Genomic DNA, 17,731 nt, shown 5'->3' with positions numbered 1-17,731 from the left:
TGGCAGGGCCAGACAGGGCTTCGCCCAACTCGCTCACTCCGCCGGCAGGGCGCCTTCTCCGCGCTCTAGGCGGCGCGAGGCTTCGCCATGCTCGGGCTCATAGGTCAACAGCGAGCGGCGCAGCTTCGGTCCGAGGCGCTTCTCGAGCCCGTCGGCGAGGCTGAACAGGGCGGGCACGATCAGCAGCGTCAGGAAGGTCGAGCAGAGCAGCCCGCCGATCACCGTCGTGCCCATCGGCGCGCGCCAGGCGCCATCGCCGGAAAGCGACAGCGCGGTAGGAATCATGCCTGCGATCATAGCCACGGTGGTCATAACGATCGGCTGGGCCCGTTTGTGCCCGGCTTCGACGATCGCATCGAATTTGGACGTACCGGTGGCCATTTCCTCGATCGCGAAGTCGATCAGCAGGATCGAGTTCTTGGCGACGATGCCGAGCAGCATGAGGATGCCGATGAACACGGGCATCGACAGCGACTGCCCGGTGATCAGCAGCGCCAGCAGCCCGCCGAAGGGCGCGAGGAACAGCGAGCCCATGTTGACCAGCGGCGAGATGATCCGGTGGTAGAGCAGCACCAGCACGGCGAAGACGAGCAGGATGCCGGTGGGAACCGCGATCATCAGGTTGTGGATCATTTCGAGCTGCCACTGATCCTGGCCGACTGGCGAATTGGTAACGCCGCGCGGCAGGTGCTTCAGCGTCGGCAGGGCGAAAATGGCGCTCGTCGCCTCGCTCTTGACGACGCCGGGCGCGAGGTCGGCGCCGACGAAGATGCGGCGTTGCTGGTTGTAGCGCTGGATCGTCGTCGGCCCCGAGCCGAAAGTGATCTCCGCGACGCGCGACAGGGGTACCGAGCCACCGCTCGCCGTCTGCACAGGCAGGTTGGCGATGTTCGACAGGTCGCGGCGCGCGTCCTCGGGCAGGCGTACGCGGATCGGTACCTGCCGGTCCGATAGCGAGAACTTGGCTGCGTTCTGGTCGATCTCGCCGATCGTCGCGACGCGATCGCCGTGCTGAGCGCCTGGGTCGAGACGCCGAGCTGCGAGGCGAGATCGAGCCGCGGCTTCACCACGATCTCGGGCCGGCGCATGTCGGCGCTGACGCGCGGGGCGACGATCTGCTTCAAGCCCTGCATTTCCTGGACAAGCTTCGCCGCGGTCTGATCGAGCAGCGCCGAATCGGTGCCCGTGAGCATGATCGAGATCGGCCGGCCGGTGCCGGTGCCGCCACCCTGACTCTGCATATCCTGAATGGTCACGCGAGCATCCGGGATCTGCTGCAGAATGGGCGTCAGTTCGTTCTCGAATTCCTTGCTGGTCTTCTTGCGGTCCTCGCGGAGCATGACCATCAGGTTGCCTTTGTCCTCGAAGATGCGTTGGAGCACGTTCTTGGTCTCTGGCCGCTGCTGGACGATGCGGCGCACCTGGTCCGACACGGCCTCCGACTGCTGGAGCGTCGTGCCGGGCACCATCTCGATCTGGATGCCGCTGAAGTCGTTATTCTGCGTCGGGAAGAACTCCATCGGCAGCGATCCGCCGATCACGCCGGTGAGGAGCAGCGCCGAGCCGCCGACGCCCATCATCCAGACACGATGGTCGCGCAGCCTTGCGCCGAGGCGGTGGAACAGACTGAGGTGGCCATCTACGCCGCGATGCTCTGCGCGGTAGGCCTGCGCTTTCGACGTATCGAGCGACCAGTGCAGCACGTCGAGATAACGGTCCATCCAGGGCCCGCCGGCGTGCTCGGCATGGCCGTGCGCCTTGAGGAAATAGGCCGAGACCATCGGCGTGATCGTACGCGCGACGGCAAGGCTCATCAGCACCGCGACGACGACGGTCAGGCCGAAGGCGCGGAAGATCTCGCCCGAGACGCCGGGCATCATGCCGACGGGCAGGAATACCGCGACGATGGAGAAAGTCGTCGCGACGACCGCCAAGCCGATTTCGTCGGCTGCGTCGATTGCCGCCTGATAAGCTGACTTGCCCATGCGCATGTGGCGCACGATATTCTCGATCTCGACGATCGCATCGTCGACCAGGACGCCCGCGACGAGGCCGAGCGCGAGCAGCGACTGCGAACTCAGGGTGATGCCCAGCATCTCCATGAACCAGAAGGTCGGGATTGCCGAAAGCGGGATGGCGATCGCCGAGACGATCGTCGCACGCCAGTCGCGCAGGAAAAAGAAGACGATGATGACCGCAAGGATCGAGCCCTCGACCATCGAGGCCATCGAGCTTTCATACTGCGCCTTGGTGTAGCCCACCGAAGTGAACATGCGCTTGAAGTGGACGCCCGGGTGCTCCTTCTCGAGCTTGCCCATCTCTTCCACCGCGCTGTCGTAGACGGTGACGTCCGAGGCGCCGCGCGCACGCGTCAGGCCGAAGTTGACCACCGGCTTGCCGTCGTACTTGGCGATATTGACGATCTCGCCGAACGAATCGGTGACCTTGGCGATGTCGGCCAGCTTGATCGTCCGGCCATTGCCGAGCGCGATGTCGGTCTGCGAGAGCTTGTAGGCGTCTTCGGCGTTGCCGAGCACGCGCACCGACTGGCGCGTGCCGCCGATCTCCGCCTTGCCGCCCGCGGCGTTGACGTTGAGATTGCGCAGCGTCGCGTTGACCTGGCTCGCGGTGACACCGAGCGACTGCATCTGCGAGGGAATCAGGGTGACGACAATCTCGCGGCTGACGCCGCCCGAGCGCTTCACTTCGGCCATGCCGTCGATCGACAGCAGGCGCTTGGCCACGGTGTCGTCGATGAACCAGGAGAGCTGCTCGATCGTCATGTCGTCGGCCTCGACCGCGAAATAGGCGATCGGCTGCGACGAGGTAGCGGCCTTGAAGATCTGCGGCTCGAGAATGCCGTCGGGCAGCGAGGAACGGATCTGGTCGACCGAGTTCTTCACTTCGTTAACCGCGCCGTTGATGTCTTCGCCGATGGCGAACTCGACCATCGTCTGGCTCGAACCCTCGGTCGCCGTCGAACTGATCGTGACGACGCCGCTGATCGAGCGGACCGCCGCTTCGACCTTCTGGGTGATCTGGGTCTCGATCTCGCTCGGCGCGGCGCCGGGCTGGGTGACACTGATGATGACCAGCGGAAATTCGATGTCGGGCTGCTGCTGCACGTCCATGCGCATGAAGCTGACGATGCCGGCGATGACCAGCGCGATGAAAAAGACGATCGGCACCACGGGGTGCCGGATCGACCAGGCCGAGAGCTGATTGAAATTCATCGATCAGCCCTTCGGCTGCGCGGACAGCTTCGGTTTCACCGTCTCGCCCGGCGAGAGGAAGGCGCCGGCGCGCTGGACGACTTGTTCATCGCCGGAGAGGCCCGAGATCACGATGATGCCGCGATCGTTCAGGCCGCCGGTCTTGACGTCGCGACGCGCGACCTTGCCGTTCTTCTCGACAATGAAGACATAGCTGCCCTTGCTGTCGGACAGCACCGCCGATTCGGGCAACAAGGGCGCAACGACGCTGCCCGCGGCGATCGTGGCATTGCCGAAGCCGCCGGGCCTGAGTTCCGGCGCATAGGCAAGCGCGATGCGCGCGATTCCCTGGCGGGTCTGCGGGTCGATCACCGGCGAGATCTGCCAGACCTGGCCGGTGAAACTCTTGCCCGAACCCGCGGGTGTGACCTGGGCCGACACGCCCGTCGAGATCGCCGCGAGGTCATCCTCTGTCAGCCGCGCAAGCAGCTCCATCTCACCGCCCTTGGCGATACGGAACAGGGGGGTGTTGCCGCCCGCGACGACCTGGCCGGGCTCGACCATGCGTTCGAGCAGCAGGCCGTCGGCCGGAGCCACGATATTGAGCCGGCGAACACGCGCCTGCATCTCGCCGAGCTGCGCGCGGGCGAGACCGACGCGGGCATTGGCGGCGTCGCGCGTCGCGGTCAGCCGGTCGATGTCGGCCTTGGAGATGAAACCGCGTTCGACCAGCTTGAGCGCACGGTCGAGATTGGCCTGGGCGAGCCTGGCATCGGCCTGGGCGACGCGGGTCTGCGCGGCGCTGCCGGCTTCCTGCTGGCTCTGCACCGAACGGTCGATAACCGCGAGTATCTGCCCCTGCCGGACCCACTGGCCGGGTTCGACGCGCACTTCGACGACCTGGCCGCCTTCGCCGACCGAACCGACGGGCAACTCGCGCCGTGCGCCCAAGGTACCCGTTGCGGTGATCTGGCCGGCAACGGTGCTGCGGCCGGGCGCGATCACGGTAACGACGGGCGCCTGGGCGATCGTCGACGTTTCGGGCGTCGGGGCGCCTTTGTGATGAAGCATGAACCACAGGCCGATCATCAGAACGGCGGCAACCGCGCCGATGATCCACATCCGGCGGCTCGACGCGCGATCTTCCGCATCGCCTGCGACGAGCGGATTATAGGAGGAATCCTCCGCACCGCTAGCCGCATCGATCTTGGTATCGTAGTTCATCGATTCCACCCGGAAAGGAACCGCAGCGCCAATGGCGGCGAGACGGCTTCCTGCCTTACACCCTGACCCGAAACACCGCGGACATCGTAGTGATGCCGCGGTGTGCGGATAATTCACATTCCGACATAGACCTGCGCTCGCCGCGAGGCAATGCGCAGTCATCCGGCCGTTTGCGGGCCGAGCGGCAGAATAGCGGCGCTGTGGAGAGAATATCGCGGCGGCGCAGGGCTGCGCCGCCGCCTTAGACGGTCAGTATTTCTGCTGACGCTCGTAGAGATCGCGATAGTGCTGGATGCGCGTGACGCGCAGGCCCTGCATGCCCGAGCGGTCGACCGCGCGCTGCCACGAGGCGAATTCCTCGAGCGTGAGCGAATAACGCTCGCACACTTCGTCGATCGTCAGCAGCCCGCCGTTCACGGCGGCCACGACTTCGGCCTTGCGACGGACGACCCAACGGGTCGTGCTCGGCGGCGGCAGCGAATCCACGGAGAGCGGTTCGCCGAGCGGCCCGATTACCATCGCAGGACGGATTTTCTGGTTCTCGATCATCTCTATCCTCAGTCGCCTGCCACGTTTGCGTTGGCAGCGACCGTCTTATTGTCGCACCCCGAATTGCCATTGGCTAAACCAGTTGGGTTAATACGTTCTAACCCTTCGCTGGGGCCCATGCCGTAGACCGCCATGACGCGCGCGGATCCGCGGTCGAAGCTGCCCATGGGAATCGGAGTTTCGCGAGCTTTTTCAAGTTCCAGCACGCAGCGGGTGGCATAGGCGGCTGCCATGCGGGCCCGCAGGTCGTACCAGTCGAACGTCTCGCCCGGATGGTTTCCAGCCGCCATTGCGAACGATGCCGCCAGCGGGGTTTCGAGGTCGAAGCTCATTTTCATGGACCAGCTTATAGCGCGCAGAGGTCAAGGGGAGGTAAAGGCGGGCTTTACCTGACATTGACTTAAGTTAACTGGCCGCAACCGCCTGTTTCCAAGCCGCTACCGCGCCTATATGGGACCTCTGATGTCCGCCGACGCTGCCCTTTCCGGCCTCGATGCCGCCGCGCTTTTCCAATTGCCGCAACCGCTTACGGAGCGGCGGATCGTTGTCGCCATGTCTGGGGGAGTGGACAGCTCGGTGGTCGCCGCCCTAGCCGCCGCCAGCGGCGCAGAGGTTATCGGCGTGACTCTGCAACTTTACGATCACGGTGCAGCCACCGGCCGCAAGGGCGCCTGCTGTGCCGGCGACGATATCCGCGACGCCCGCGCCGTCGCCGACAGACTCGGGATCGCGCACTATGTCTTCGATCACGAATCGCGCTTCCGCGAGGAGGTCGTCGAGCGCTTTGCCGACGATTACCTCGCCGGCCGCACCCCGATTCCCTGCATCCGCTGCAACATGGGGCCCAAGTTCACCGACCTTTTCGCCATGGCGCGCGAGCTCGGCGCCGATTGCCTAGCGACCGGCCACTATGTCCGCCGCACGCTGGGCGCCGCGGGCCCGGAGCTGCATCGCGCCGCCGATCCCGCCCGCGACCAGAGCTATTTCCTCTACGCGACCACCGAGGCGCAGCTCGATTACCTGCGCTTCCCCTTGGGAGGATTGCCCAAGAGCGAGGTGCGCCGGATCGCCGAAGCCGCCGGCCTCAGGGTCGCGGCCAAGCCCGACAGCCAGGATATCTGCTTCGTTCCCGAAGGCGACTATGCCGCGGTGGTACGCAAGGTCCGCCCCGAAGGTGCCGCACCGGGCGAGATCGTCCACGCGACCAGCGGCGAGGTGCTCGGCGAGCATCGCGGCGTGATCCACTATACGGTGGGGCAGCGCCGCGGGCTCGAGATCGGCGGCCAGCCCGAACCGCTCTACGTCACCGGAATCGATGCGCCTGGCCGCCGGGTGCTCGTGGGGCCGCGGCATCTGCTGGCGGTCGGATCGGCGCGGATCGTCGAGACCAACCGCATCGGGCCGCTGCCCGACACGCACCTGACCGCCAAGGTCCGTTCGCTGGCGAAGCCCGTGCCGATCAGTCTGGAAGGGCCGCTAGGCGATAGTGCCGATGCCACGATCCGTTTCGCCAGCCCCGAATACGGCGTCGCCCCGGGACAGGCGGCGGTGATCTATGCGGGTGACCGCGTAGTCGGCGGCGGCTGGATCGATTCGACCGAAGCCGCTTAGTTCTCCCACCGCTCCAGCACGCAGCCCTCGCCTTCGCGGAAGGTCGCTGTCTGGCGGGAAAGCAGCGGGAAGCTCGCCGTGACGCTCTTCGCCGTCTCATCTTCGCTCAGGCGCACCAGCGCCATGCCCGCCTCGAAATCCTTGCGGCAGTCGCCGAGCGCACGTCCTTCGACGAAGCGGCACGAACAGCCGACCCGCGCGCCATAGGAAGCGCCCGTCACCGCATAGGAATGCAGGGGGTGCCAGAACCAAGCGACCGCCCCGCCTAGGATAACCACAGGAATCAACCACAGCCGGCGCCTTTTGCGCCGGGCAGATGATGAAGCTATCGGCTGTGCTGTTGCCATTGGAACCCGGTTTGTCGCATGGACCGCACGCCATGCCGACGCGCCGCCTGCCCCTTATCCTGCCGCTGCTCGCGCTGCCAGCCCTGGCGGGATGCGGCGGCGGGGATAAAGGCCCTCCACCGCTGGCGCCCGCGGCGCTATCTGCGGTCACGACCGAGCCCGGGGTGCCGCGCGAGCAACTGGCGCGCGCGATCGACGATCTCTTCGCCGATGGCCAGGCCGGCGAGACCCGCGCACTGCTGGTGATGTCTGGCGGCCGCATCGTCGCCGAGCGCTATGGCGAGGGCTATGGGCCCAGCAGCCGGCTGATCGGCTGGTCGATGTCGAAGACGATCACCGGTGTGATGATCGGGCAGTTGGTGGCCGACGGCCGCCTGCGGCTCAACGAGACCGCACCGGTGCCCGCCTGGCAGCGATCGGGCGACCCGCGCGGTGAGATCACCTTGCGTCAGCTGCTGCAGATGCGTTCGGGCCTGCGGCATCGCGAGGCGAGTTCGCCGGTCTACGATTCCGACGAGGTGCGGATGCTGTTCCTCGATGGACGAGACGACATGGCCGCCTATGCCGAGGCCCAGCCGCTCGAGGCCGACCCCGGGCGAACCTTCGAATATTCCTCGGCCACTACGGTGATCCTTGCCGATATCGCTGCGCGCGCGCTGACCGACAACCCCGACCCCGGGTTCCGCCGCCAGGCGGTGCGCGACTATCTGCACACGCGGCTGCTCGATCCGGTGGGCATGAAATCGGCCGTGGTCGAGTTCGACGCGGCAGGAACGCTGATCGGCTCGAGCATGATGCATGCCACGGCGCGCGACTGGGGCAAGTTCGGCGAATTCCTGCGCAACGGCGGCGCGGTCCGCGGCGCGCAGCTCGTCCCGCGCGGCTGGGTCGACTTCATGACATCACCGAGCCCGCGCAATCCCGCCTATGGCGCCCAGCTCTGGCTCAACCGCCCGACCAAGGCCGACGGCGACATGCTGTTCCCCGACCGCGCCCCGCAAAGCGCCTTCGCCTGCGTCGGCCACCTCGGCCAATATGTCATCGTCTCGCCGGACCAGAAGCTGACCCTGGTCCGCCTCGGCAAGACCGACGGCGAACATCGCGCCGAACTGCGCCGGCGACTGGCCGATATCGTCGCGCTGTTCCCGAAGGCCTAGAGGAAGAACGTACCCTCGACGACGGTAACGCAGTCGCCGCCGAGCCAGACGTGCTTCCCGTCGAGGCGGCACGAAACCCGCCCGCCGCGCTTCGAGGCCTGGTAGGCGGTGAAGCTCTTGCGTCCCAGCCTCTGCGTCCAGAACGGCGTCAACGCGGCATGGGCCGATCCGGTGACGCTGTCCTCGTCGATTCCACCCCCCGGCACGAAGACGCGGCTCACGACGTCCGTCTCCCGCCCCGGGGCGGTGGCAATGAACTGCTCGTCGCCCAATCGGGCGAGCATGCGCAGGTCGGGCCGCAGTGCCCGGATCTGATCTTCGCCGTCGAACACGAGAAGGGTGTAGCCGGCGGGAGAGCGCCAGATTTCGCGAGGCTCCGCGCCCAGCGCCATAACCGCCTCGGGAAACGAGCCGGGCGCAGTGGCGATCGCGGGCAGCGCGAGCTCGTAGCCCTGACCCAACCGCCGCACCTCGAGCACGCCCGCATGGCGCGTCCTGAACCGCACCGCGTCGCGTTCCGGCGCAAGAGTCAGCAGGACATGGCCCGAGGCCAGCGTGGCATGGCCGCAGAGCTTGACCTCCACCGTCGGCGTGAACCAGCACAGCTCCCAATCGGCCACGCTGCTCGCATCGGGAACGAGGAAGGCGGTGTCGGCGAAGAGGTGCTCGGTGGCGATTGCCTGCAGCACGGCGTCGTCGAGCCGCTCTGCCAGTTGCATCACCGCCGCCTGGTTTCCAGCAAACGGCCGGTCGGTGAAGGCATCGACATGCCAGTAGGGAATGGACGTCGTCATGGGCGGGTCTCCACGGGCAGCACTTCCTCGGCCTGCAGGCCTTCCTGGTCCATCAGCCCCTCGGGCTCGGGGTGGATCAGGATCTCGGTATCGGGAAATTCGACCGCCAGCCGCGCTTCGATCTCGTCCATGATGCGGTGCGCCTTGCCCAGTGACATCGCCGGATCGACCCAGACGTGGAACTGGACGAAATCGCGGTTGCCCGCGGTGCGCGTGCGCAAATCATGCACGCCCTTGAGCTCGGGATGGCGCGCGAGCAGTTCGATGAAGCGGTCCTTCTTCTCCTGCGGCCACTCCTTGTCCATCAGCTGGTCGATCGCCCGCTGCGACGCACCCCAGGCGCCCCAGCCGAGCCAGGCCGCAATGGCGAGACCCAGCAGGGGGTCGGAGCCGGCAATCCCGCCATATTGATCGAGCGCCAGCGCCGCGATCACCGCGAGGTTGAGCAGTAGGTCCGACTGGTAGTGGACATGGTCGGTGGCGATGGCGAGGCTATTGGTCCGACGGATCACGTGCCGCTGCCAGGCCAGGAGGGCCGCGGTTGCCACCATCGCCACGACAGAAACGACAATGCCCTCGCCCGCCGCTTCGGTGCGGCCGCCTGCGAAGAACTGTTCGATCGCGCGCGCCGCGAGGCCGAGCGCCGAGATCGAGATCAGCGTCACCTGGAAGATAGCCGAGAGCGCCTCGGCCTTGCCATGGCCGAAGCGGTGCTTGGCATCGTCGGGCTGCGCCGCCACCCGGACACCGACCAGCGTGACCACACTGGCGATCAGGTCGAGCGCGGTGTCCGCCAGGCTGCCGAGCATCGCCGTGGAACCCGTCGACCATGCTGCCCAGCCTTTGAGCACGACGAGCAGCAGCGCCACAGCGATGCTGGCATAGGCCGCACTGCGGTTGAGCCGTCCCTGATCCGCGAAAGTCGCGCCGGAAGTTTTCACGGATAGAGCAGCGTGCTCGTCCAGCCGCCTCCCTCATCGGAAACACGCGTGAACTGCCGCCTTTCGTGCAGCCGGTGGGGGCGGTCCTGCCAGAACTCGATGGTCTGCGGTTTCAGGCAGTAACCGAGCCAATGTGCAGGCCGTTCGACCGGCCCGTCGGCGAATCGGGCCTCGACCTCCTCGAAGCGCTGCAGAAAGGTCGCGCGGGAATCGAGCGGCGCCGACTGGTCCGACGCTACGGCGCCGAGCTGCGAATCGCGCGCGCGGCTGGCGAAGTATGCGTCCGCGGTAGCCGCATCGACGGGCGACAGTGGCCCTTCGAGCCGCACCTGGCGGCGCTGCGATTTCCAATGAAACAGCAGCGCAGCGTGGGGATTGGCGAGGAGTTCGTCGCCCTTGCGGCTATGGCTGTTGGTATAGAACAGGAAACCGCCCGGGCCGTGGCCCTTGAGCAGGACCATGCGCACCGAAGGGCGTCCGTCCGCCGTGGCCGTCGCCAGCGCCATCGCATCAGGCAGGCCGGGTTCGCTCGCCTGGGCCGCCGAATACCAGGCTTCGAACAGCGCGATCGGATCGCCATGGGGAATGGTATCGGCGAATTGTTCGGCTTCCACGCGCAGTTCCTGATCCAAAAGAGCCCTTCGAAATAGCGATGCACAACGCCGGAGGAAAGCGCGGCTTGTCGTCGCCACCTTGCGCACCTAGTTAGGCGCGATGGCAGCAGACCCCTATACCACCCTGGGCGTATCGCGCGGCGCGAGCGAGAAGGACATCAAGTCCGCCTACCGCAAGCTTGCAAAGGAACTGCATCCGGACCGCAATTCGGACAATCCGAAGGCGGCCGAGCGGTTCAGCGACGTCACGCGCGCCTACGACCTGCTGTCCGACAAGGACAAGCGCGCCCAGTTCGATCGCGGCGAGATCGACGCCGACGGCAATCCGATGGGCTACGGTTTCGGCGGTGGCGGCCCCGGCGGCGGCCATCAGGGCTTCGGCGGCGGCGGCTTTTCGTCCGAGGGCATCGACCTCGGCGACATCTTCGGCGGGATTTTCGGCGGGCGCGCCGGTGGACCCGGAGGAATGGGCGGCGGCTTCGGCGGCGGACGCAGCCGCGCAGCGCCGCGCGGCAGCAACGTCCAGTACCGGCTCAGCGTAACGTTGACCGACGCTGCCACGCTCGCCTCGCAGCGGATCACCCTAGGCGATGGCAAGACGATCGACCTCAAGCTCCCCGCGGGCGTCGAGGACGGCACGCAGATGCGCCTCGGCGGCAAGGGCGAGCCCGGTCCGGGCGGCGCCGGCGACGCGCTGGTGACGATCGAAATCCAGCCGCACCCGTTCTACAAGCGCGACGGCGACAACATCCGCCTCGACCTGCCCATCAGCCTTGACGAGGCGGTGGGCGGCGCAAAGGTCAAGGTGCCGACGGTCGACGGGGCGGTGATGCTGACGATCGCGCCGGGCACCAGCTCGGGCAAGACGCTGCGCCTCAAGGGCAAGGGCTTCACCAGGAAGGACAACACGCGCGGCGACCAGCTGATCACGCTCGAGATCGTGCTGCCCGAAGGCGACGAGGACCTCGCCCGGCGCCTCGAAGGCTGGCGCGACGAACGGCCGCTGCGCGCCAGGCTCGGCGTCTGAACCGACACGCGCGTGCAGGAAGCCCCGATCGATACGCCTGCCGGGCTCAATGATCAGTCTCCCGAGGCGCGGCGGCGCAAGGCCCTGCTCTTGGACCGCGACGCTCTGCAGCAGCAGTTCGAGCGCAATCTCGGGCCCGCCAGCCACTTCTTCATCGTAGCCAAGCGCGTGATCGTCGGGACCTACACCGATGGTTTCATCCACGCCGGGAACCTAGCCTATACCGCGATCCTCGCGCTGTTCCCCTTCTTCATCGTCATCGCCGCCGTGTTCACGGCACTGGGCGAGGCAGGGCAGCAGGAAGCCTCGATCCGCGCGTTCCTCTCCGCCGCGCCGCCGGTCGTCGCCCGCGCGCTCGAACCCGTCGCGCTCAGCGTGGTCAAGGCGCGCAGCGGCTGGCTGCTCTGGTTCGGCGGGATCGTCGGCCTGTGGTCGGTCTCGAGCCTGATCGAGACGATCCGCGACATCCTGCGCCGCGCCTATGGCACGCGCGCGACGGCAGCCTTCTGGCGCTACCGCCTGTTTTCGACCGCCTTCATCATGGGCGCCGTCATCCTGCTGCTGATCTCGCTGTTCGCCCAGGTGGCGATCAGCGCTGCGCAGGAAGCGATCGCCTCGTGGTTTCCGCGGCTCGGCGACTGGACTCTGACCTTGACCACCTCGCGGCTGATCCCCGCGGCGATGCTCTATCTGTCGATCTATTCGCTGTTCCTGTCGCTGACCCCTTCGGCCTATCGCAGCCGGCGCTATCCCAAATGGCCGGGCGCGCTGCTGGTCACGGTCTGGTGGGTGACGATGACGGTAGTGTTGCCCGGTATCCTCAGGCGATTTTTTTCCTACGACCTGACCTACGGCAGCCTCGCCGGGGTGATGATCACGCTTTTCTTTTTCTGGCTTGTCGGACTAGGGATGGTGATGGGCGCCGAACTCAACGCGGCGCTTGCCGAGACACCCGAGGAACGCGATGCGCTCGGACAGGCGGATGATCGGGTGCGCGAGCAGAGTAAAGGGAACGGGACGAAAACGGAATGACGAGTCTGATGCAGGGAAAGCGCGGCCTGATCATGGGCCTGGCAAACGACAAGTCGCTCGCCTGGGGGATCGCCAAGCGCCTGGCCGAACACGGCGCCGAGCTGGCCTTCTCCTATCAGGGTGAGGCACTGGAAAAGCGCGTGCGGCCGCTGGCGGAGAGCCTGGGCAGCGATTTCCTGATCGACTGCGACGTGTCCGACATGGACGCGCTCGACACCGCCTTCGCCACGCTGGCCGCGCGCTGGCCGACGATCGACTTCATTGTCCACGCCATCGGCTTCTCCGACAAGAACCAGCTGCGCGGGCGCTTTTATGACACCACGCTCGACAACTTCCTGATGACCATGAACATCTCGGCCTACAGCCTGGTCGCAGTGACCCAGCGCGCCAAGCCGATGATGTCGAGCGGCGGTTCTATCCTGACGCTGACCTATTACGGCGCCGAGAAGGTCGTCCCGCACTATAACGTCATGGGCGTAGCCAAGGCCGCGCTCGAGACCAGCGTCAAATATCTGGCCAACGACCTCGGTGCGGAGAATATCCGCGTCAACGCGATCTCTGCCGGCCCGATCCAGACGCTGGCGGCGCGCGGCATCGGCGACTTCAACTATATCCTCAAGTGGAACCAGCTGAATTCGCCGCTGCGCCGCAACGTCACCATCGAGGACGTCGGTGGCGGAGCGCTCTATCTGCTGTCCGACTTGTCCTCGGGCGTGACCGGCGAAATCCATCACATCGACGGGGGCTACAACGTCATCGGCATGAAGCAGGAAGATGCGCCGGACATCAGCCTGGTGTGAACTGCGTCCATTTTGGCAGCTTTTGAGACCTAGAAACGCGACGAACAAGCTTCTATTTGCGGCAACCGGTTGCCTCTGTTGATGCGACTGTCAATTTTTTGTCAAATAAAGGCGGTTAAGGAAGTTAATGCTTCCAGGTGGGTGCCTCTCGGTGCTCGGCGTGCGTCAACTCAGGCCTGCGCTGTCGCCATGACGAAACATTGACAGATCGATAGTGGCACACCTAAAGAGCCCTGAATCTGGGCGTTTATCAGGAGTAAGTCATTGCCGAAGGCTGTAATTTTGGCCGGCGGCCTTGGCACCAGACTCGGCGAGGAAACTTCTGTTCGTCCGAAGCCCATGGTCGAGATCGGCGGCATGCCGATAATCTGGCATATCATGAAGATCTATTCATCCCACGGCTTGAACGATTTCATCATTTGCCTCGGCTACAAAGGCTACATGATCAAGGAGTTCTTCGCGAACTACTTCCTTCATGCCGCCGACGTGACGATCGATCTGGTGCAGAACAGCATGGAAGTGCACGAGAAGCGCAGCGAGCCATGGCGAATAACCCTGGTCGATACCGGCGCGGAAACGATGACTGGCGGCCGCCTCAAGGCCGTACGCCGTTTCCTGCCTGACGACGAACCCTTCTGCTTCACTTACGGTGACGGCGTCGCCACGGTTGACGTCACGGCGCAACTGGCATTCCACCAAGCACACGGCCGCAGGGCGACGATCACCGCCGTTGCCCCGCCGGGCCGCTTCGGCGCGCTCGAATTCGACGGCGACAACGTCACCAGCTTTCGCGAGAAACCCGCCGGCGACGGTGGCCTGATCAACGGCGGCTTTTTCGTTGCCGATCCCAGCGTGCTCGACGAGATCGAAGGACCCGGCACGATCTGGGAACGCGAGCCGATGGAACGCCTCGCCGCGGCAGGCGATCTCGTCGCCTTCCGCCACGACGGGTTTTGGCAGCCCATGGATACGCTGCGTGACAAGCAATATCTGGAGCAGCTCTGGCAGGAAGGCGCCCCTTGGAAGATCTGGTAAGCGACACCTTCTGGCGCGGGCGCAAGGTCTTCCTCACCGGTCACACGGGTTTCAAGGGAAGCTGGCTCGCCCTCTGGCTAACGCGCATGGGCGCCCAAGTCACGGGCTTTGCCTTGCCGGCCGAAAGCCCGAGCCTGTTCGAACAGGCGCGCGTGGCCGAACTCGTCCACCACGTCGAGGGCGATATCCGCGATCTCGCTGCGGTCGAGGCTGCCATGGCGGCGGCGCGGCCCGAAGTGGTCTTTCATCTCGCAGCGCAGCCGCTGGTACGGCTGTCATATTCCACTCCGGTAGAAACCTTCGCGACCAACGTGCAAGGCACCGTGCATGTACTCGACGCGTGCCGGCGCGTCGAAAGTCTCAAGGCCATAGTCTGCATCACTAGCGACAAGTGCTACGAGAACCGCGAGACGGACAGGCCCTACCGCGAGGACGACGCTATGGGCGGATACGATCCCTACAGCGCCAGCAAAGGCGCAAGTGAACTGGTCGTCGCAGCCTATCGCCGTAGTTTCTTCCAACAGGGGGCCAAATTGGCCTCCGTGCGCGCCGGCAATGTCATCGGCGGGGGCGACTGGGCGACAGACCGGCTGATCCCTGATCTCATCCGAGCATTGATTGCTGGGGAAAAGCCCCTGATCCGCTCTCCCGAATCCATCCGGCCATGGCAGCATGTGCTAGAGGCGCTAGGGGGGATATCTTATGATCGCCGAACGTCTTGTCCAAGGCCACGATTGGGCCGCGACGGGCTGGAATTTCGGACCAGCCGAAGGCGATACGCAACCCGTGCGCTGGATCGTTCAGCGTATGGTAAGCGACTGGGGGGGCAATCGACTGGCAACAGGCCGAAGGCTCACAACCACACGAGGCGAAGCTGTTGAAACTCGATTGCGCCAAGGCTCGCGACGAGTTGGGCTGGCGCCCGGCCTATCAGCTCGATAGCGCGCTCGCTCGTATCGTCGAGTGGCACCGCGAGGTGGCCGACGGCGGCGATGCACGGGCGATCTCGCTCGCGCAGCTTGACGACTATCGCATCGAATTCAAACGCGCGCTTTCCCAGAAAGGGGCTGCATGACCGTCGAGACTCCCATGTTCGACCCCTCAGGTCTCGATGAAGCGCAACTGCGTTCGCTCATCCTCGACCTTACGGGCGAATATGCCCGTCGCTTTCATGCGACCAAGCCTTTCGTCCCTGGCCAAAGCCCCGTGCCCGTTTCCGGCAAGGTCTATGGCGATACCGACATGCAAATGCTGGTGGATTCCTCGCTGGATTTCTGGCTGACCACCGGACGCTTCAACGACTCTTTCGAAGCCAGACTGGCCGAGCGACTGGGCGTGCGTTTTGCCCTGACGACGAATTCGGGTTCTTCGGCCAATTTGCTCGCGCTCTCCGCGCTCACGTCGAAACGCTATGTGCGCGACAAGGCTCTGAAGGCGGGCGACGAAGTCATCACCGTGGCCACCGGCTTCCCCACCACGGTAAATCCGTCGCTGCAATATGGGCTCATCCCGGTCTTCGTCGACGTCGACATCCCGACCTACAATATCAAGCCCGAGATGATCGAGGCCGCCGTCACCGACAAGACGCGCGCGATCATGGTCGCGCATACGCTGGGCAATCCTTTCGACATCGCCGAAGTGATGCGCGTCGCCAAGAAGTACGATCTGCTGGTCGTCGAGGATTGCTGCGACGCCTTGGGCGCGCGGTATGACGGCAAGGGCGTGGGCACTTTCGGCGATATCGGCACGCTCAGCTTCTATCCTGCACACCACATCACCATGGGTGAAGGCGGCGCCGTGTTTACCAAGAAGCCCAACCTGAAACGTGCGATCGAATCGATGCGCGATTGGGGGGCGCGACTGCTATTGTGCGCCGGGTCAGGACAACACCTGCGGCAAGCGGTTCTGCCAGAAGCTCGGCTCGCTGCCGAAGGGCTACGACCACAAATACACCTACAGCCACGTCGGCTACAATCTCAAGATCACCGACATGCAGGCGGCCGTGGGTCTGGCTCAGCTGGACCGGCTCGACGGCTTCATCGCCGCGCGGCAACGCAACTTCGACCTGCTGACCGAGATGCTACGGCCGTTGGAGGATGTCCTGATTCTGCCGCAGCCTACTGCGCGCAGCACACCGTCCTGGTTCGGCTATCCGATCACGATCCGCGAAAAGACCGGCATCGACCGCGAGGAACTGGTCGAATTCCTAAACGACCACAAGATCGGCACTCGTTTGCTGTTCGGTGGTAACCTGCTTCGGCAACCATATATGAAAGATCAGCGTTATCGCGTTGTCGGCGATCTTACCAATGCTGACATCGTGACCGAACGCACTTTCTGGATAGGACTCTACCCGGGACTGACCGAAAGCCACCTCGCCTACGCCGTCGAAACCCTGGCCGGCTTCATCGCCGCGCGCCGCAAGGGATAATCGCTGAAGCATGGCCCACCCGCCTGCCTCGTCCCGTTTCGTGTTGACCGGCCCTTCGGGCTGGATTGGCAGGGCGATGCTCGACGCCCTGTCCCGGGCGTTCGATGGCCGGTTGGGCGGACGGGTGGTCACCTTCGGATCCCGGGCACGGAGCATGACCTTGGCTTCGGGCGAACGGCTCGAGGTGCGCGCGCTCGATACGATCGGCCCCGATGATGTCGCGGGTGCCCATGTCATCCACCTCGCCTACCTGACCAAGGAAAAGGCCGATCAGCTCGGCGAATCCGCCTTCAACGCGACTAACGATGCGATAGATGATGCCTTGCTGGCCGCGATAGGCATGGCCGCACCGGCAAGTCTGTTCGTCTCCTCCTCGGGCGCCGCTGCGCTGGCCGAGCGGGGGGGCGATCAGCACCCCTACGGCCTCGCTAAACTGCGTCAGGAAGCGCGCTTCATCGCCTGGGGCAAGTCCGCTGGAATACCGGTCATCGCCGGCCGGATCTTCAACGTTGCGGGACCGCACATTAACAAGCTGCAGTCCTATGCCATTTCGAATTTCGCCCTCCAGGCACGCGAACAGGGCGAAATCCTCATTGAAGCCCAAGTCCCGGTTTTCCGGTCCTTTCTGCATGTCGATGATCTCTGCACTCTGGTCATCGACGCGGCGGTACAGGGCGTCGGCCGGGATCGGCCGATCGACCTGTGCGGCGCCGAAGTCGTCGAGATGGAAGACCTCGCTGTGCTCGTAGCCGAAGCCTCCCCTAATTCGCCAAAGATCAATCGCCGGCCAGTCGACTACACGCGCCCGAGCCTATATCTCGGCGATCACGCGCAAACCAAAGTCCTGGCCATGGAACTCGGCGATCGGCTGTCTGCCTTGCCGCTGCAGGTAAGGGACACGATCGCCTGGCTGGATCGGACAAGTGCCATGCAGCAGTAGGAAAGACGTTTAGTTAA

At 65.0% G+C, this 17,731-nt stretch carries 17 protein-coding genes and 2 pseudogenes; 11 read left to right on the top strand and 8 right to left on the bottom strand.

Annotated elements, in window-relative coordinates:
- Window positions 1-33 precede the first annotated feature (33 nt).
- The 4 genes and pseudogenes from KRR38_RS20790 to KRR38_RS20775 all read right to left on the bottom strand — a co-directional run bounded on the left by KRR38_RS20790 (window position 34) and on the right by KRR38_RS20775 (window position 5,317).
- Window positions 34-3,233: pseudogene (locus tag KRR38_RS20790) on the bottom strand (efflux RND transporter permease subunit).
- Window positions 3,234-3,236: 3 nt separating this feature from the next.
- Window positions 3,237-4,436: an efflux RND transporter periplasmic adaptor subunit gene (locus KRR38_RS20785; RefSeq protein ID WP_217405125.1), complete on the bottom strand. Its 1,200-nt coding sequence runs from the start codon at window positions 4,434-4,436 to the stop codon at window positions 3,237-3,239.
- A gap of 249 nt (window positions 4,437-4,685) precedes the next feature.
- Complete coding sequence (locus KRR38_RS20780) at window positions 4,686-4,985, bottom strand: DUF1153 domain-containing protein (RefSeq protein ID WP_217405124.1); 300 nt, start codon at window positions 4,983-4,985, stop codon at window positions 4,686-4,688.
- Between the two features lie 8 nt (window positions 4,986-4,993).
- Entirely contained in the window at window positions 4,994-5,317 is a 324-nt protein-coding gene (locus tag KRR38_RS20775) for a hypothetical protein (protein ID WP_217405122.1), read from the bottom strand.
- Between the two features lie 130 nt (window positions 5,318-5,447).
- Between KRR38_RS20775 and mnmA the strand changes: the two genes are divergently transcribed.
- Window positions 5,448-6,596: a tRNA 2-thiouridine(34) synthase MnmA gene (mnmA, locus tag KRR38_RS20770; protein ID WP_217405120.1), complete on the top strand. Its 1,149-nt coding sequence runs from the start codon at window positions 5,448-5,450 to the stop codon at window positions 6,594-6,596.
- Here the strand turns inward: mnmA and KRR38_RS20765 are convergent.
- Window positions 6,593-6,874, bottom strand: a complete 282-nt coding sequence (locus tag KRR38_RS20765; protein WP_309141201.1) for a hypothetical protein — start codon at window positions 6,872-6,874, stop codon at window positions 6,593-6,595. The two genes, mnmA and KRR38_RS20765, sit on opposite strands and share 4 nt — an antisense overlap.
- 101 nt (window positions 6,875-6,975) lie before the next feature.
- Here KRR38_RS20765 and KRR38_RS20760 point away from each other — a divergent pair, with 101 nt between their 5' ends.
- A complete protein-coding gene (locus KRR38_RS20760) occupies window positions 6,976-8,100 on the top strand; it encodes a serine hydrolase (RefSeq protein WP_217405116.1) in 1,125 nt (374 codons plus the stop codon).
- On the opposite strand, the gene KRR38_RS20755 is transcribed toward KRR38_RS20760, so the two are convergent.
- The 3 genes from KRR38_RS20755 to pdxH are packed head-to-tail and all read right to left on the bottom strand — an operon-like array spanning window position 8,097 to window position 10,449.
- The gene (locus tag KRR38_RS20755; RefSeq protein ID WP_217405114.1) at window positions 8,097-8,894 is read right to left on the bottom strand and encodes a PhzF family phenazine biosynthesis protein; all 798 of its coding nucleotides are present in this window, start codon (window positions 8,892-8,894) and stop codon (window positions 8,097-8,099) included. The two genes, KRR38_RS20760 and KRR38_RS20755, sit on opposite strands and share 4 nt — an antisense overlap.
- Window positions 8,891-9,835: a cation diffusion facilitator family transporter gene (locus tag KRR38_RS20750; RefSeq protein ID WP_217405112.1), complete on the bottom strand. Its 945-nt coding sequence runs from the start codon at window positions 9,833-9,835 to the stop codon at window positions 8,891-8,893. Before KRR38_RS20750 ends, KRR38_RS20755 begins: the two co-directional genes overlap by 4 nt.
- Window positions 9,832-10,449: a pyridoxamine 5'-phosphate oxidase gene (gene pdxH / locus KRR38_RS20745; RefSeq protein ID WP_217405110.1), complete on the bottom strand. Its 618-nt coding sequence runs from the start codon at window positions 10,447-10,449 to the stop codon at window positions 9,832-9,834. The genes KRR38_RS20750 and pdxH overlap by 4 nt, the downstream gene beginning before the upstream one ends.
- Window positions 10,450-10,549: 100 nt before the next feature.
- On the opposite strand from pdxH, the gene KRR38_RS20740 reads away from it, so the two are divergent.
- The 9 genes and pseudogenes from KRR38_RS20740 (at window position 10,550) to KRR38_RS20710 (ending at window position 17,714) form a co-directional block, all read left to right on the top strand.
- The gene (locus tag KRR38_RS20740; protein ID WP_217405108.1) at window positions 10,550-11,476 is read left to right on the top strand and encodes a DnaJ C-terminal domain-containing protein; all 927 of its coding nucleotides are present in this window, start codon (window positions 10,550-10,552) and stop codon (window positions 11,474-11,476) included.
- 12 nt (window positions 11,477-11,488) lie between these two features.
- On the top strand, window positions 11,489-12,508 hold the full coding sequence (locus tag KRR38_RS20735; RefSeq protein ID WP_309141102.1) for a YihY/virulence factor BrkB family protein: 1,020 nt from the start codon (window positions 11,489-11,491) through the stop codon (window positions 12,506-12,508).
- Complete coding sequence (fabI, locus tag KRR38_RS20730) at window positions 12,505-13,308, top strand: enoyl-ACP reductase FabI (protein WP_217405106.1); 804 nt, start codon at window positions 12,505-12,507, stop codon at window positions 13,306-13,308. The genes KRR38_RS20735 and fabI overlap by 4 nt, the downstream gene beginning before the upstream one ends.
- A 264-nt stretch (window positions 13,309-13,572) precedes the next feature.
- On the top strand, window positions 13,573-14,343 hold the full coding sequence (gene rfbF, locus KRR38_RS20725; RefSeq protein WP_217405104.1) for a glucose-1-phosphate cytidylyltransferase: 771 nt from the start codon (window positions 13,573-13,575) through the stop codon (window positions 14,341-14,343).
- The gene (gene rfbG, locus KRR38_RS20720; RefSeq protein WP_254514903.1) at window positions 14,328-15,224 is read left to right on the top strand and encodes a CDP-glucose 4,6-dehydratase; all 897 of its coding nucleotides are present in this window, start codon (window positions 14,328-14,330) and stop codon (window positions 15,222-15,224) included. Before rfbF ends, rfbG begins: the two co-directional genes overlap by 16 nt.
- Window positions 15,221-15,418, top strand: a complete 198-nt coding sequence (locus KRR38_RS36325; RefSeq protein WP_254514902.1) for a hypothetical protein — start codon at window positions 15,221-15,223, stop codon at window positions 15,416-15,418. The genes rfbG and KRR38_RS36325 overlap by 4 nt, the downstream gene beginning before the upstream one ends.
- Window positions 15,415-16,140: pseudogene (locus KRR38_RS36320) on the top strand (DegT/DnrJ/EryC1/StrS family aminotransferase); the annotation flags it as partial. The gene KRR38_RS36325 and the pseudogene KRR38_RS36320, both read left to right, overlap by 4 nt.
- A 28-nt stretch (window positions 16,141-16,168) precedes the next feature.
- On the top strand, window positions 16,169-16,774 hold the full coding sequence (locus KRR38_RS36315) for a DegT/DnrJ/EryC1/StrS family aminotransferase (protein ID WP_309141101.1): 606 nt from the start codon (window positions 16,169-16,171) through the stop codon (window positions 16,772-16,774).
- A gap of 10 nt (window positions 16,775-16,784) precedes the next feature.
- Window positions 16,785-17,714 (top strand): NAD(P)-dependent oxidoreductase, encoded by a 930-nt coding sequence (locus tag KRR38_RS20710; protein WP_217405102.1) that lies wholly within the window; start codon window positions 16,785-16,787, stop codon window positions 17,712-17,714.
- The last annotated feature ends 17 nt before the right edge of the window (window positions 17,715-17,731 follow it).

Source organism: Novosphingobium sp. G106 (assembly GCF_019075875.1).
In the GTDB taxonomy this organism is placed as follows: Bacteria; Pseudomonadota; Alphaproteobacteria; order Sphingomonadales; family Sphingomonadaceae; genus Novosphingobium.
This window is presented reverse-complemented; position numbering and strand designations above follow the sequence as displayed.

Bases quoted from the DNA above. Each gene is read 5' to 3' on its own strand.
- KRR38_RS20785 (WP_217405125.1), bottom strand. From the start codon at position 4,436: ATGAACTACGATACCAAGATCGATGCGGCTAGCGGTGCGGAGGATTCC.
- KRR38_RS20780 (WP_217405124.1), bottom strand. From the start codon at position 4,985: ATGATCGAGAACCAGAAAATCCGTCCTGCGATGGTAATCGGGCCGCTC.
- KRR38_RS20775 (WP_217405122.1), bottom strand. From the start codon at position 5,317: ATGAGCTTCGACCTCGAAACCCCGCTGGCGGCATCGTTCGCAATGGCG.
- mnmA (WP_217405120.1), top strand. From the start codon at position 5,448: ATGTCCGCCGACGCTGCCCTTTCCGGCCTCGATGCCGCCGCGCTTTTC.
- KRR38_RS20760 (WP_217405116.1), top strand. From the start codon at position 6,976: ATGCCGACGCGCCGCCTGCCCCTTATCCTGCCGCTGCTCGCGCTGCCA.
- KRR38_RS20755 (WP_217405114.1), bottom strand. From the start codon at position 8,894: ATGACGACGTCCATTCCCTACTGGCATGTCGATGCCTTCACCGACCGG.
- KRR38_RS20740 (WP_217405108.1), top strand. From the start codon at position 10,550: ATGGCAGCAGACCCCTATACCACCCTGGGCGTATCGCGCGGCGCGAGC.
- fabI (WP_217405106.1), top strand. From the start codon at position 12,505: ATGACGAGTCTGATGCAGGGAAAGCGCGGCCTGATCATGGGCCTGGCA.
- KRR38_RS20710 (WP_217405102.1), top strand. From the start codon at position 16,785: ATGGCCCACCCGCCTGCCTCGTCCCGTTTCGTGTTGACCGGCCCTTCG.